Here is a 14,669-nt window from a genome sequence, read left to right on the forward strand (position 1 = left end):
GTGTCGTCGCACGGTCGCCGCATGCCATTCGGCGCACGCGCACGATGGGGCCGCAATCCTGTCGAGCGTCCGCCGCATTGCGTCGCCACACCGCGTTTTTCGCCAGTGAAGATCGCGCGTCAAGTCCGCTTGCCGGCTCACGCCCGGCTGTCGAAATCCCCACGTCCGATTGATGCCTCCACCGCGATGCTGGCCTTGCACCACGGCGTCCAGTGGTGCATTCCCCAACCGACGAAACGAGAATCTGCAATGGCAAATCAGAACGACAACAAGGGTGGCACCAGCAACCGCGGCTTTGCTTCGATGGACGAAGACAAGCAGCGCGAAATCGCTTCCAAGGGCGGCAAGGCGGCCCACGAAAGCGGCAACGCCCACGAGTTCACCTCGGAAGAAGCACGCGAGGCCGGCAAGAAGGGCGGCCAGGCGAGCGGTGGCGGCAACAACCGCTGAGCTCCACAACACGGCAGGTACCACGGCGCTTCCGCAAGGGCTGCAGCTCTTCCGGAAGCGCGTTCTTTTCAAGAATCGGGCGGCGTCTCAGCTGATGCGACAGCACATAGGCACGCTGCCGCCCGATGACCACGATGTTCCGCACACACTCACACCCCACCGTGCATGCAGCAGCGCCAGGCCCCCTGGATGGTTGCGCACGCGTCGATCCACTGACGCAGCAGCAGAGCAAGGTCCGCCGTGGCACGCAGTGAACGCGTTCGCCGCGGGCTCGGTGCGGTCGAATACGCCTACCCCGAGCATTTGCGCAGCACGCTCGAAACCTTGCCGACGACTGCCGGGGTGTATCTCTTCCACGGCCAGGACAGCGAGCTGCCGTTGTACATCGGCAAGAGCGTCAACTTGCGGGTGCGGGTGATGGATCACTTTCGCACGCCACGCGAAGCCTCGCTATTGCGCCAGACCCGTCGCATCAGCGTGTTCGAAATGGCCGGCGATCTCGGTGCGCAGCTGCTGGAATCGCAGCTCATCAAATCGATGCGCCCGCTGGTATAACCAGAAGCTGCGGCGCGTCCCGCGTCAGTTTTCGATCCGGCTGTATTGCGGCGACGTGTCCATCGTGCATTTGGCCGAGCGCGACCCGGCGGTCATACCGTGGCTGTATGGGCTCTATTCCAGCCCACGCGCCGCCCAGGAAGCGCTGCGGCGGCTGGCCGATCGCGACCGCCTTTGCTACGGGCTGCCCGGCCTGGAACGCGCCACCGATGGTCGCCCGTGTTTCCGCGCCATGTTGAAGCGCTGTGCCGGTGCCTGCCATGGCGCCGAATCGCTGGGCGACCACGAGATGCGTTTACGCGCCGCCCTTGAGCATCTGGAACAGGCCGTCTGGCCGTTTCCTGGCGCGGTGGCGTTGAAGGAAGAGGGCAAGCAGTTGCGTCAGTTTCACGTGCTGCGCAACTGGCACTATCTGGGCAGCGCCACCTCGCTGGCTGCGGCCCGCAAACTGAAGACCGCACCCGGCGACTTCGATCGCGATTGCTACCGGATTTTGCGCAAGGGCCTTCAAACGCATTTGCACAACGTGGTGTTGCTGTAGGCACGACATGGGTGGCGTGTTCACTTGGGCACGCGCAGCAGGTGCTGAGTTCATGCGAGGCATCGCGCGACGCGACGCCGGCCTGTCCTGTTCCCCCACCAACAACGGTCCCGCCGCCTACGCTCTCCAAGCGCATGCGAGAGCCCGCGATTCAGCCACTCTGCCTCTCGCAGCTGCGGTATTCCTTGGGGTCCAGAAACTCCGCCAGACAAGAACCGACGCGCAGCGCCTGCTCGCGTGCGTCGCCCCGGTATTCGCCCTGCCCTGCGCCCTCGATCGTGGCTACGGGCGCGGCACGGTCGCGGTGGTAGACGAACGCGGTGGAAAGCCACAGCGTCGCGCCAGGCGCCTGGCTTTCCAGGGTCTCCACGCGGAATTCACCGCAGTAACCGTGGATCAGGGTGCGTCGAAGTGTCTTGTGCGTCATGCGCGCAGTATCGCCATGCGCATTTGAAGACCACGTCGAAATCGATTGCATTGCGTGCACATAGGACCTACGCGGATGAACGGGTGGCCGGACCAACGCGCGAGTCTGCGTCCACGCTGGATCACGTCAGCGCAAGCACGCGCGCATGCAGCACAAAGACTGTGCAGCGCGCGCAAAATCGAGGCAGTGACGGGGGAACAACAGATCCGGTGAGAACCGGGAAGCCTTGCGAACGAAGGCTTGGATATGGTGGCCGAGGACGGAATCGAACCGCCGACACGGGGATTTTCAATCCCCTGCTCTACCAACTGAGCTACTCGGCCACTTAACCTGCAACACGATGCCTGCGTTGCGAGGACGCGCACTATAGCGAGCAGGCGCAGTTTGGGCAAGCGTTGCGAGCAACTTTGTTGCCGGCCGCCGTGGGGGCCGCGTTTCTTGCACCGCTTCACGCCGCGCGGCCGGCGACATGGCCTAGCCTGCGCGCGTCCACCGGAGATTGTCATGCGCCTGCCCCGCCTGCTGTTGTCGTTCGTCGCCCTGCTGCCGCTGACAGCGTTTGCGCAACAACCGGTGCGCGCGGTGCCGCAGCTGGACATCTCGCGCTATGCCGGCCAGTGGCATGAGATTGCGCACCTGCCGGTGTCGTTCCAGAAAAAGTGCCGCAGCGACATTACCGCCAGCTACACCTTGCGCGACGATGGCTTGATCGGCGTGCGCAATGGCTGCCGCACCGCCGATGGCAGCCTGACCCAGGCCGACGGCGTGGCGCGCCCGGTCGCCGGCCAGCCCGGGCAGTTGCAGGTGCGCTTTGCTCCCGAGTGGCTGGGTTGGTTGCCGCTGGTGTGGGCCGACTATTGGGTAATCGCGCTCGACCCGGATTACCAATGGGCGGTGGTCGGCGAGCCGGATCGCAAGTACCTGTGGATCCTGTCGCGCTCGCCACAGATGCAGCGCGCGCAACTGGAACGGCTCAAGGCGCAGGCGACCGAGATGGGCTACGACCTGTCGACGTTGATTGTGGCCGCGCCGTTATTGTGAGGCTGCGTATCACCTGGCGTAATGATCCGGCACCCGCGCTTCGCGCACTCGGGAGCGGCGACCGTACTGCGTAGTATTCTTGGCGCCGCCTTATTCCGCCAAGGACCCGAGTCCATGCGTCGTGCCTATCGCCTTCTTCTTGTGTCGCTGGCCTGCGGGCTGCTGCTGAGCGCCTGCGGCGGCGCAGTCCGCCGGGTGTCCGAGCCGGCCGCCAGCATCCAGCAACTGACCGTGCGTGCCGACGGCTCCTGGTCGGTGGACCTGCGCCTGCAGAACTACAGCAGCATCCCGATGCAGTTCGAACGCGTGGCACTGGAAATCTCTGCCGGCGATCAACTGGCCGGCAAGCTCGACCAGGCCGTGGGCATGTCGATCGGCCCGGAAACCGCAGACGTGGTCACCGTCACCGTGCAACCCACCTCGCTGGGCCGCATCACCGCGGCCGACGTGCTGGCCGGCGGCCGCTCGTTCCCGTACACACTCAAGGGCACGGTCTGGGCGACCCCACAGGACAAGAAACAACGCGAGTTCAGTGTGGAATCGCGCAATACGCTCAGCCCGGCTCCCGGCCTCAACGGCGTGCTGCGCTAAGAGTCGCTAAGGCGCACGCGCACGCCTCCCGTACCCGCTTCCAAGGATCCCGCATGAGCAGCTATACCGCCCCGCTGACCGATTTCCGCTTTGCCCTGCACGACGTGCTCGGCGCGCACGCCCTGTTCGCCCGGCTCGGCTACACCGAGGCCAGCACCGACATCATCGACGCCGTCCTCGAAGAGGCCGGCCGCTTCACCTCGCAAGTGCTGGCGCCGCTCAACAGCGTGGGCGACGAGATGGGTTGCGCGTTCGACAAGAGCACGCACGCGGTGACCACCCCGCCCGGCTTCCGCGCCGCCTACGATCAATTCGTGGAAGGCGGCTGGAACGGGCTCACCGCCGAACCGCAATTCGGCGGCCAAGGCATGCCGCACACGCTGGGCGTGCCGCTGAGCGAAATGATCAACGCTGCCAACCTGGCCTGGGGCAACTTTCCGCTGCTGTCGCATGGCGCGATGGAAGCCCTGCGCCAGCACGGCGAGACCTGGCAGCAGGACGTCTTCCTCAAACCCCTGATCGACGGCCGCTGGACCGGCACCATGTGCCTGACCGAACCGCATTGCGGCACCGACCTGGGCCTGCTCAAGACCCGTGCCGAACCCAATCCCGATGGCAGCTACGCCATCACCGGCACCAAGATCTTCATCACCGCCGGCGAGCACGACCTCACCGACAACATCGTGCACCTGGTACTGGCCAAGCTGCCGGACGCACCGGCCGGCGCCAAGGGCATCTCGCTGTTCGTCACCCCCAAGTTCAAGGTGGGCCGCGACGGCAGCGTGGGCGAGCGGAATGCGCTGCATTGCGGCTCCATCGAGCACAAGATGGGCATCAAGGGCTCGGTCACCTGCGTGATGAACTTCGAGGGCGCGCAAGGCTACCTGGTCGGCCAGCCCCACAAGGGACTGCAGGCGATGTTTACGATGATGAATACCGCACGCCTGAGCGTGGGCCTGCAAGGCATCGGGTTGTCCGAGCGCGCCTACCAGAACGCCCTGCGCTACAGCCGCGAGCGGTTGCAATCGCGGGCGCTCAGCGGGGCCAAATTCCCGGACAAGCCGGCCGACCCGATCATCGTGCACCCGGACGTGCGCCGCATGTTGCTGACCATCAAGTCGCTGACCGAAGGCAGCCGCCTGCTCGCGTTGCATGCGGCCAGCCTGGTCGACGTCGCCCATCGCGGCGAGAGCGAACGCGAACGCGCCGACGCCGAGACCCTGGTGAGCTTCCTCACCCCGATCTCCAAGGCCTGCCAGACCGAATGGTCGATCGAGAACACCTACCACGCGCTGCAGTGCTTCGGCGGCCACGGCTACATCCGCGAATACGGCATGGAGCAGCTGGCCCGCGACGCGCGCATCACCACCATCTACGAAGGCACCACCGGCATCCAGGCGCTGGACCTGATCGGCCGCAAGACCGCCGCCAGCCAGGCCGCCGGGCTGAAGCTGTTCCTGGCCGACGTGGAAGCCTTCGCCAACGCCCAGGACGGCAACGCTGCGCTGGCCGAGTTCATCAAGCCGCTGCGCGACAAGTGCAGCGAATGGGCGATGCTGACCCGCGATGTGCTCGATCGCGCCGCGCGCAACCCGGACGAACTGGGCGCGGCCAGCCACGACTACCTGTTTTATTCGGGCTACGTGGTGCTGGCGTACTGGTGGGCGCGCAGCGTGGCCGCTGCCGACGCATCGGCGCACAGCGAGGACTTCAAGCGCGCCAAGCGGGAGACGGCGCGGTTCTACTTTGCCCGCATCCTGCCGCGCACCCTGACCCATGCCGCCGCCATCCGCAGCGGCGCCGCACCGCTGATGACCCTGGAAGCGGAGCTGTTCGGCGAAGGCTGAGCGCCTCGCGGCCAGGTGCGCTCCTACGGCTCACGCCGCGGAATTCTGCCGCTGTCGTAGGAGCGGACCTGGCCGCGACAGAGCGGTATCGCTCGACAAAGCCTCGCGCCCGGGGGCGCTCCTACGGCTCATCAACGCCATCACTGCGTTCGACGAGCGATTCCGCAGCGCGGCGGCACGCAATGGCGGGCAACGGGACTTGCCGAGCCAGTGCTTTGAAGACACGCGCCAACGCCATTCGCTGCGATACACAAACTGTCAACGATCGGGTATAAGCTGTTTTCCCGATGGAGACAGACACGCACGTTCGTGATGTGATCGTCCCCGGAGGCAGCGCTGCCCCGGACACGGGCAGCGCTGTCGCCGCAATCCACCAACTCCCCACGCTTCGCCTGCTGTCGCTCGATGCGCATGGCCGCGTTCTGGACTGGATCAACTGGCAAGACGCTGCCTGCCTGTACGCCCGCGATGCGGTGTCGTGGACGCTGGGCGAGCCATGCATGCAGATCCACGGCGGCATCTCGCGGCTGACCGGCGAGCGCAGCACGCTGGAACTGCACCCCATCATCGCCGCGCGCGGGCATGCCCGGTCGCGCGCGCTGGACCCGACCCCGACCCTCAGCAACACCGCGTTATTCGCGCGCGATTCGCAGCTGTGCATGTATTGCGGCCAGCATTTCAGTCGCCCGCACCTGACCCGCGACCACGTCATGCCGGTGTCCAAAGGCGGTCGCGACAGTTGGGAAAACGTGGTGACCGCCTGCTTCCAGTGCAATTCGCGCAAGGCCAACCGCACGCCGCAACAGGCGCATATGCCGCTGCTGGCGGTGCCCTACCGGCCGAGCTGGATCGAGCACCTGATCCTGTCCAACCGCAACATCCTGTCCGATCAGATGGCCTTTTTGCGCGCGCAACTGCCCAAACGCTCCAAGCTGTCGCTGTAAGCCGGCTGGCCACGCGTTGCGCCTGCCGGCTGGTGAGTGGCCGCGCCACCCTTCGGCCGAGTGCCAAGACAACCACGGGCGCTTGGGCCTGGATGCGCGTGCGGTTGCCCCACTCGCGCCGCAGCGCTGGCGGCTTCGCTGGCGCACGGGGTGTCCGACGTGACATCGAACCCGGCCACGGCGATCCAACGCATGAGGCACCCGGACACGGCCAAGCGTCCCATCCCACGCAGGCAAGGGCCAAGTGGTCTAGAGGACTCGGCGCAATCGGTCCATCGAACGGTGCGGCAGATTGCCGCAGGTGTGGGTAAGCATCGCGCGCGCCAGGCGTGACGGTGTGTGTGCCCATCACTTCCCGCTGACAGCTGAACCGGTTTGCTTGCCGGGCCTTCGCATGGGGAGGACAATACGGCTTCAGAAGATTGACACGATGATGATCGACACCACCCGCTATCCGCGCCTGTCCCGCATCCAGACTCCCGACGATCTGCGCCGCTTCGACGAAGCCGAGCTGACCGCGATCGCCGAAGAACTGCGCTCCTATCTGATCGAATCGGTGGGCAAGAGCGGCGGGCACTTCGCGGCCGGCCTGGGCGTGATCGAGCTCACCGTCGCCCTGCACTACCTGTATCAGACGCCGGTGGATCAACTGGTGTGGGACGTCGGGCATCAGACCTACCCGCACAAGATCCTCACCGGCCGGCGCGACCAGATCCACACGGTCAAGCAGAAGGACGGCGTGGCGCCGTTTCCCAAGCGCGAAGAGAGCATCTACGACACCTTCGGCGTGGGCCATTCGTCGACCTCGATCTCGGCCGCGCTCGGCATGGCCATCGCTGCGCAGCGCAACGGCGACGACCGCAAGGTGGTGGCGGTGATCGGCGACGGCGCAATGACCGCCGGCATGGTCTACGAAGCGCTGAACCACGCTGGCGGCATGGACCCGGAACCGAATCTGCTGGTGATCCTCAACGACAACCGCATGTCGATCTCCGAAGCAGTGGGCGGGTTGACCAAGATGCTGGGGCGCGCCAGCGGCAGCCGCACGCTCAATGCGATCCGCGAAGGCGGCAAGAAGATCCTCGGCGACAAGAAGAACAACCCTACCGCGCGTTTCGTGCGGCGTTGGGAAGAACACTGGAAAGGCATGTTCGTGCCGTCCACGCTGTTCGAGGAGATGGGCTTCCATTACACCGGCCCGATCGATGGCCACGACCTGCCCAGCCTGGTCGGCGCACTGAAGACCCTGCAGACGCTCAAGGGCCCGCAACTGCTGCACGTCATCACCACCAAGGGCAAGGGCTACGAGCTGGCCGAAGGCGATCAGATCGGTTATCACGCCGTTGGCCCGTTCGATCCGAGCAAGGGCCTGGTGGCAAAGGCCGGCGCCAAGAAGCCGACCTATACCGACGTCTTCAGCGACTGGGTCTGCGACATGGCCGCCGCCGAACCCAAGCTGTTGGTGATCACACCGGCGATGCGCGAGGGCTCGGGCCTGGTGCGCTTCAGCAAGGAATATCCGCAGCGCTATTTCGATGTGGCCATTGCCGAGCAGCACGCGGTAACGCTGGCCGCTGGCATGGCGACCCAGGGCGCCAAGCCGGTGGTCGCGATCTATTCCACCTTCCTGCAGCGCGGCTACGACCAACTGGTGCACGACGTGGCGGTGCAGCAACTGGATGTGCTGTTTGCGATCGATCGCGGCGGCGTGGTCGGCCCGGATGGCGCCACCCATGCCGGCAATCTGGATCTGAGCTTCCTGCGCTGCGTGCCGCACATGGTGGTGATGGCGCCGGCCGATGAGGCCGAATGCCGTCAGATGCTGAGCACCGGCGTGCAGTACCAGGGCCCGGCAGCGGTGCGCTACCCGCGCGGCACCGGCCCGGGTGTGGCGCTCGATGCCTCGCTGGCCACCCTGCCGATCGGCAAGGCGCAGCTGCGCCACAGCGGCACCCGCATCGCCCTGCTCGGCTTCGGCGCGACGGTGGATGCGGCAGAGGCGGTCGGCCGCGAACTGGGGCTGACGGTCGTGAACATGCGCTTCGTCAAGCCGCTGGACAAGGCGATGCTGCTGGAGCTCGCAAAAACTCACGACGGCTTCGTCACCATCGAAGACAACGTGGTTGCCGGTGGCGCAGGTGCTGGCGTGTCGGAACTGCTCAACGCCGAAGCCATTACCATGCCGATGCTGCACCTGGGCCTGCCGGACAGCTTCCAGCATCACGCCAGCCGCGAAGACCTGCTGGCCGAGGCCGGCATCGACCAGGCCGGCATTCGCGCCGCCGTGCTCAAGCGCTGGCCGCAGCTGATGACCAGCAAGACGCCTGCGTTGAACGCTGCGGCAGGCTGAGCGCGCCAACAGATTCGTTGTGGCGCGCGCCGCATTACACTGGCGGCACCGCGCCAGTACGCGCGAAACCCTCCACCAGCTGCGCGATGCGCGCCTGCGATTGGATCAGTTGTAGCGCCGCCTGCAGGCGACGCACGCCGTGTGGCACCTCGCCGGCGCCGAGCGCCTGACGCAGCAACGCCGGCAAGCCATCCAGATCGCGCAACCACCAGGCAGCACCTGCCACCTGCAGGCGCGCGGCGTGATCGAACTGGTCGTAATCCAGCGGGTAGACGATGGCCGGCAATCCCGCGGCGAGGCAGGCGTAGAGAATGCCGGCACCGCCGTGATGGATCACCAAGGCGTAGCGGTGCAGGTGCTGGGCGTAATCCACATAGGGCAGCCGCTGATAGTTGCCCTGCCCCGGCTGCGGCGAAGCGCCGGTGTCGCCGTCGCTGAAATGGAAGACCACCTCCGGGAACTGCGGCGCCAGCGCACGCAGCACGCCATCCATGCGCTGCTTGACCCATTGCAGATGCGTGCCCAGCGTCACCAGCACATGCCGGCGACCGTCGACGAAGGTGGGCGCCGGCACCGACGAAGGCGGCGTGCACAACTGCGGCCCGACAAAGCGCACGGCCGTCGGCCAGCGTTGCGCCAGCTCGAACGACGGGACTCCCAGGGCCAGGATGCACTGCGGCGAATACACCGCCTCGCTGCGATCGCGTCGATAGATTGCCGGCAACCCGCACGCGCGCATCTGGCGCCGATAGCAAAGGTGCAGGGTCCGTTTGAAGCCACGTGTGAGCCGGCGCGCCGCTGCATGCCAGACACGCTGCAAGGGTGTGGTCGCAGGCAGCAACCCGCCAAAGTATGCGGGCGGCCCATCCGTGGTTTCGATCACGCATGGCGACGGCATGCTGGTCCACCAGGCAATGCCCATCGTCTGTGCGGCCAGTCCTGCGCTGGGCAGGGTGAAGTCGACGATCACCAGATCCGGCCGCCGCGCGCGCCAGCGCTGCTGCAGCGCTTCGCCGAGCTGCGCCATGAGCCTGAGTGCGTTGTGCAACTGCCGACGCAGGCGCACGGGGTTGTGGCCCACTGCATGCGGCGGGTTGGCGATGGAAAGCAGCAAGCGATCGGCATGCGCATCCAGCACGCTGGCAGCGGCGAGCCCACATGCCTCGATGTGCGCCCGCGCAGCAGGCGTGCTGATGACGCAGACCTCGTGCTGCGCGGTGAGCTGTTGCGCGATCGCCAGGATGGGATGCAAATGGCCGCTGTAGGGCGGTGCGATCAGATCAATGCGCATGCGCTGCGCCCTGTCGCATTCGTTCGATCTGCGCGACAAAGCGCTGGCACTCGGCAAGCACCTCGGCGTTGCGCAGGTACGCCATGTGTCCGCACGCAGGCCTGGCATCGACCTGCCCATCGAACAGTGTTCGAGAAATCCAGTCGCTGCGGCCCTGTACCACGCGCAGCTGGCCGAACACTGAGGGCGCATCACACACCGGGCCGTACGCAAAAACCGCCAGGCGTGCACGCAGCGCATCCGGCAACTGCAATGCGGTCAACAGCTGCAGTCCGCAGCTGCCGGCAAGAAGCAGCGTCATCGGCGCCTGATCCAGCAGCGCATGGACACGCTTGCGATCGGCTTCGGCAAGGCGTGCATGTCGGGCCGCAAGATACTGCCGTGCATTGGACAGGCTGGCACGCCACAACGGCGTGCGCCGGTGCGGCGCGCCGTTGCGGCGATACGGGTAATTGCAATCCAGCAGCTGCCGGCCTGCGCCCTGCAGCTGTTGCAGAAATGCGCCCTGCTCCGCACTCAAGGCGCAGCTTGCCGGATCGCTTTGCCCGGTGAGGAAGGCGATCTGCAGCGGCCCCGACTCACTCCGCACGAAAGCACCCATTCGGTAGCACGCGGTAACGCCGCGTGCGCCAGCGGATCGTGCGCACCAGCGCTGCGTGCAGCAGATGCAGCGGCTGCAGGCATTCGGCGCATAGCGACACCAGCAGGCGGTGGCGAACGGCGCCGGTGACGCGCCATTGCACAGCGCACAGCAGCAGCGCACGCACCAGCAAGACGATCAGCACGCAGAGTGCAGCCGGCCAGGTGTGCTGCACGCAAGCGCAGACCAGCATGGCCACCAGCAGCAACGGCGGCAGCCCCTGCAACACGCCGATGGCAGTGCGTACGTGCAGGCGTTGACGGCCTAGCAGGATCGATGCGAACAGCATCCAGCGATGCATCTGGCGCACATAGCCACGCAGGTCGGGCATGGCGGTACGCATCGCCACCGGCGCAGTGGATTGCCAGAGCCGCCCGCCGCGGTCGCGCACCAGGGTGGCGAAGGCCAGATCGTCGGTCAGCTGCTCCAGCAATGCAGTAAAGCCATCCCAGCTGCGCAGTTGTTCGGTACGCGCGGCGTAGCACATGCCATTGATGGTCAGCGGCGCTGCGAATGGCAGCCAGCCCAAGTACGTGAGCGCGGCATTGTTGTTGACGAACTGCGCCAACAGGCGCCCGGCCAGCGTGGCGCTGTCGCGGTAATACGGCAGTGCGGTGACCACATCTGCATGCGTGAGGTCCGACAATAGTTGCGACAGCGCATGGCCGCCGAGGTGCGCATCGTCGTCGAGAATCAGGCTGACAGGCGCATCGATGTGCGGCAGCGCGTAATCGAGTTTCCAGGCCTTGGGGTTGATGCCTGGTGGCGCCGCGGGCACGAGAATGCGCGCGATCCGCAGCTGCGGATATTGTGCAACGACAGCAGCGGCAGCGGCGTTTCCCGGGCCATCGTCGGCATCCAGCAACCAGACGAACTGCGCCTGCGGCAATGCCTGCGCGTTGGCAACAAGCACCTCTTGCAAATGCGCATCGCCACCAAGAATAGGCTGCAGGATCGCCACCTCGGCCGGCGTGGCAACGGCACGGCGCGCCGGCCTCGCGCGTTCGCCACGCATGACCCACAGCACGGCCGCCGTCTTGACCAGCAGCACGGCCAGATACAGCGCCGCCAGGATGGGAACGATCAGGTCCACTGCGCTGCCTGCCAGTGCACGAAGGCGTCCACGCCCTCGTCCAGGCCGACGCTGGGCGGGCCCAGATCGGCAAGCGTGCGGCGCGGATCGAAGGTCTTGGAATATGCGAACACGCCAACGCCGAAGCGCGTGATCGGCGGCTCGCCCCGCAGCCGCAGCCCGCGATACACCGCCTCCACCACGCTGGCCATGCGCAAGGCGGTGCCGATGCGCACCTCGCGCCGTGGCAACGGCAGCTGCAGGCGCGCCAGCACCTCCAACAACAACTGCTGCAGGTCCACCGGGTGTGCGTTGGTGAGATTGTAAGCAGCCTGCAACTGCGGCGCGGTGGCCGCGCGGTACAGGTAATCGCACAGCGTATCGATATAGATCAGGTCGCCGATCACCGGCTGGGTCTGACCGACGAAACGTGGCAATGCACCCTTGCGCGCGGCGGCGATCACGCGCGGAAACAGCACCGTGTCGCCGGGCCCGAATACCGCACGCGGGCGCAACACGCTCTTTTCCCCGGGATAGTCATCCAGCAACGTCTCGCCAAGATACTTGGTTTGTGCGTATGTATTGACGAACGCCGGGCCGATCGGGCTGTCTTCATCCAGGCCGTATTGATGCGCTTCGCGATAGAACACCGAACTGGAGGAGACATACAGCAGGCGCGGGCAGCCGTTGCGCTTGCAGAAGTCGATGAGGTTGGCGGTGGCCTGGACATTGTGCCGCTGAAACTGCGCACGCGTGCCCCACGGCGAGGCCAAGGCAGCTGCATGAATCACCACATCCGGTTGCCAGTCCAGCGAGAAGGCCTGGCTCAGATCGATGCGATGGTAGTTGGGCAGGTCGCTGGCGCGGCGGCCGATACCGTGAATCTCGACGCCCGGCTGCCCCTGAAAGCGCCGCAGGAATGCACCACCGACAAAACCGGACGCGCCGGTCACGAGAATGCGCAGGCTCATCGCCACTCCGGTTGATAACGGTCAAGACTCGGCTGGCAATGCGAAGGCAGGATGACCAGTTCCGGATGGGCGTGCGACAAGGCGTGCAAGCGATGCACGGTGTGCTGGAATGCGTGCCAGTCGTGCATCAGCAGACGCGTGGGCCAGGCCGGCCATTGCAGCGTGGCCCAGGTGGCCGAGGACCATACCGCGTCCGCACACAGCAACACCTCGCGGTCGTGCTGATCGCGTACCCACAGTCCCATCTGGCCGGGCACGTGCCCGGGTAGCGATACCGCGAGCACGCTGCCGTCCTCGAACAGATCGTAGGCCGGGCCGAGCCCCTGCCAGGCTCCAGTCAACGCGCGCTGCGGCGCCTGGTCGGCAAACTGCAGCCGCTGGTCGAAGTCGTCCGGCAGCAGCTGCGGCAGCAAGGCGCGGCGCAACCCACCCATGCGCGAACAGCTGCGCAGCTGCTGGTAATCCGCGCGCAGGCAGAGAAAGCGCGCATTGGGCAGATCGCGCAGGCCGCCGACATGGTCGGCGTGGAAGTGCGAAATCAGGCACCAGGCGATGTCATCCAGCGATACGCCACGTTTGTTCAACTGCGCGCCCAGGGTTTGGTCGGCGGGCAAGCTGACTGGCGTGGTCCAGCGGTACAGGCGCTCCGGCCAGGGATCGGTGGCACGAAAAAAATGCGCGGCATAGCCGGTGTCGTACAACAGCGCGCCACGCTGCGGATGCCGGATCAGCACGCTCAGTGCGGGGAATTCCACCGCATGCCAGTGACCATCTGCACGCACCATGCGTTCGCAATGGCGACAGTGGCCCACGCGCAGCAGCTCGAGCGACACGCGGACCGGCATCAGTAACGCAACACCATGCCGCCGATGGCAAGCCCTGCCCCGGTGCCGAGCAGCGCGACCAGATCGCCACGCTGCAGGCCCAGGTCGACGCGTGCGTGATGCAGCGCATGCGGCAACGACGCGGCGACCTGGTTACCCGTGTGTTGCAGGATGCGCACCACCTGTTCGGGGCGCAGTCCCAAGGTCTGCACCACATGATCCAGGCCGCCGCCGGAAGCCTGGTGCGGTACCAGGCAACGCAAGGCTGCGGTGGCGGTGCCGGCCTCGTGCAGCAGCTGTTCCCAGAACGCCGGCAGATGCCGCGCAGCGAAACGGTAGGCGCCGCGTCCGTCCATGCAGAACACGCGCGAGGCATCGGGCGCGCTGTCTTCGCCATGCGGGTAACGCGTGCCACCGCCGCGAATGCGGCACAGCTCGGCGCCATTGCCATAGCTGGACAGCCGGCTGGAGAGCAGCGCCGAGCCCTGCCCTGCGTCGCTGCGTCCAACGACCACTGCGGCTGCGCCATCGCCGAACAAGCCGGCCGTGGCCGGCGTCGCCGCATCCAGCCCGGCCGATGCGACTTCGCTGGAGACGATCAGCACGCGCTCGTAGCGACCTAGCGCCAGTGCGTTGGCCGCCATGTCCAGGGCCACCAGAAAACTGAGGCAGGTTGCATTGACGTCGAATGCGGGGATGCCCGAATCGCCGAGGCCGAGCGCGCGCTGGATCAGCACCGCCTGGCAGGGAATCGGCTGCTCCATGACGCTGCAGGCGGAGATCAGGCAATCGATCCGGCTGGCATCGAGCCCGGCGCTGGCCAAGGCCTGCTGTGCAGCGGCTGCCCCCATCGACGATGCGGTCTCGCCCTCGCCCACGTAATGGCGCGTCTCCACGCCCAGACGCGCGAACGTGGTTCCGGCCGGCAACTGCCAGCGCTCGTCCAACTGGTGCGATGTCACTTCCGTCGCCGGAACATGGCGCCCGGTGCCCAGGATGCGCAGCGGCAATGCGTTCAACGCGGAGCTCTCGAAACATGAAGGCGCGCAGCATACCGTGGCCGCATCGGCAGGCCCACCGCCGTGCATGCCGATACACCTTTAAGCGCATGCACCGCGAGGCACG

At 66.3% G+C, this 14,669-nt stretch carries 13 protein-coding genes, 1 tRNA gene and 1 pseudogene; 7 read left to right on the forward strand and 8 right to left on the reverse strand.

Annotated features, from left to right (window positions below; all coding sequences use genetic code 11):
* Positions 1-249: 249 nt before the first annotated feature.
* Together LN450_RS11575 and cho are read left to right on the forward strand one after the other, a co-directional pair.
* Positions 250-450, forward strand: a complete 201-nt coding sequence (locus LN450_RS11575; protein WP_005914053.1) for a KGG domain-containing protein — start codon at positions 250-252, stop codon at positions 448-450.
* A 342-nt stretch (positions 451-792) separates the two neighbouring features.
* Positions 793-1,546: pseudogene (cho, locus tag LN450_RS11580) on the forward strand (excinuclease Cho).
* A gap of 151 nt (positions 1,547-1,697) precedes the next feature.
* Here cho and LN450_RS11585 read toward each other — a convergent pair.
* Positions 1,698-1,973, reverse strand: coding sequence for a hypothetical protein (locus LN450_RS11585; RefSeq protein ID WP_005914051.1), 276 nt, complete (start codon positions 1,971-1,973; stop codon positions 1,698-1,700).
* A 247-nt stretch (positions 1,974-2,220) separates the two neighbouring features.
* Positions 2,221-2,296: transfer RNA gene (locus LN450_RS11590), tRNA-Phe, on the reverse strand.
* 181 nt (positions 2,297-2,477) lie between these two features.
* On the opposite strand from LN450_RS11590, the gene LN450_RS11595 reads away from it, so the two are divergent.
* The 5 genes from LN450_RS11595 to dxs all read left to right on the forward strand — a co-directional run bounded on the left by LN450_RS11595 (position 2,478) and on the right by dxs (position 8,746).
* Positions 2,478-3,014, forward strand: coding sequence for a lipocalin family protein (locus tag LN450_RS11595; RefSeq protein WP_011347882.1), 537 nt, complete (start codon positions 2,478-2,480; stop codon positions 3,012-3,014).
* Positions 3,015-3,128: 114 nt separating this feature from the next.
* A complete protein-coding gene (locus LN450_RS11600; protein WP_011347883.1) occupies positions 3,129-3,605 on the forward strand; it encodes an LEA/WHy family protein in 477 nt (158 codons plus the stop codon).
* 53 nt (positions 3,606-3,658) lie between these two features.
* Complete coding sequence (locus LN450_RS11605; protein ID WP_011347884.1) at positions 3,659-5,452, forward strand: acyl-CoA dehydrogenase C-terminal domain-containing protein; 1,794 nt, start codon at positions 3,659-3,661, stop codon at positions 5,450-5,452.
* A 287-nt stretch (positions 5,453-5,739) separates the two neighbouring features.
* Positions 5,740-6,396 carry an HNH endonuclease gene (locus LN450_RS11610; protein ID WP_011347885.1) on the forward strand — a complete coding sequence of 219 codons (657 nt, stop codon included), beginning with the start codon at positions 5,740-5,742 and terminating at the stop codon, positions 6,394-6,396.
* Between the two features lie 433 nt (positions 6,397-6,829).
* A complete protein-coding gene (dxs, locus tag LN450_RS11615; RefSeq protein WP_011347886.1) occupies positions 6,830-8,746 on the forward strand; it encodes a 1-deoxy-D-xylulose-5-phosphate synthase in 1,917 nt (638 codons plus the stop codon).
* Positions 8,747-8,780: 34 nt separating this feature from the next.
* On the opposite strand, the gene LN450_RS11620 is transcribed toward dxs, so the two are convergent.
* The 6 genes from LN450_RS11620 to LN450_RS11645 are packed head-to-tail and all read right to left on the reverse strand — an operon-like array spanning position 8,781 to position 14,563.
* On the reverse strand, positions 8,781-10,037 hold the full coding sequence (locus LN450_RS11620; protein WP_008571391.1) for a glycosyltransferase: 1,257 nt from the start codon (positions 10,035-10,037) through the stop codon (positions 8,781-8,783).
* Complete coding sequence (locus LN450_RS11625) at positions 10,027-10,638, reverse strand: hypothetical protein (RefSeq protein ID WP_014090466.1); 612 nt, start codon at positions 10,636-10,638, stop codon at positions 10,027-10,029. The genes LN450_RS11620 and LN450_RS11625 overlap by 11 nt, the downstream gene beginning before the upstream one ends.
* Complete coding sequence (locus LN450_RS11630) at positions 10,616-11,770, reverse strand: glycosyltransferase family 2 protein (RefSeq protein ID WP_011347888.1); 1,155 nt, start codon at positions 11,768-11,770, stop codon at positions 10,616-10,618. The genes LN450_RS11625 and LN450_RS11630 overlap by 23 nt, the downstream gene beginning before the upstream one ends.
* On the reverse strand, positions 11,761-12,720 hold the full coding sequence (locus tag LN450_RS11635) for an NAD-dependent epimerase/dehydratase family protein (RefSeq protein WP_011347889.1): 960 nt from the start codon (positions 12,718-12,720) through the stop codon (positions 11,761-11,763). The genes LN450_RS11630 and LN450_RS11635 overlap by 10 nt, the downstream gene beginning before the upstream one ends.
* Positions 12,717-13,565 carry an MBL fold metallo-hydrolase gene (locus tag LN450_RS11640; RefSeq protein ID WP_011347890.1) on the reverse strand — a complete coding sequence of 283 codons (849 nt, stop codon included), beginning with the start codon at positions 13,563-13,565 and terminating at the stop codon, positions 12,717-12,719. Before LN450_RS11640 ends, LN450_RS11635 begins: the two co-directional genes overlap by 4 nt.
* Positions 13,565-14,563, reverse strand: coding sequence for a 3-oxoacyl-[acyl-carrier-protein] synthase III C-terminal domain-containing protein (locus tag LN450_RS11645; protein WP_039416249.1), 999 nt, complete (start codon positions 14,561-14,563; stop codon positions 13,565-13,567). The genes LN450_RS11640 and LN450_RS11645 overlap by 1 nt, the downstream gene beginning before the upstream one ends.
* Between the last annotated feature and the right edge of the window lie 106 nt (positions 14,564-14,669).

The organism is Xanthomonas euvesicatoria pv. euvesicatoria (assembly GCF_020880415.1).
Classification (GTDB): Bacteria; Pseudomonadota; Gammaproteobacteria; order Xanthomonadales; family Xanthomonadaceae; genus Xanthomonas; species Xanthomonas euvesicatoria.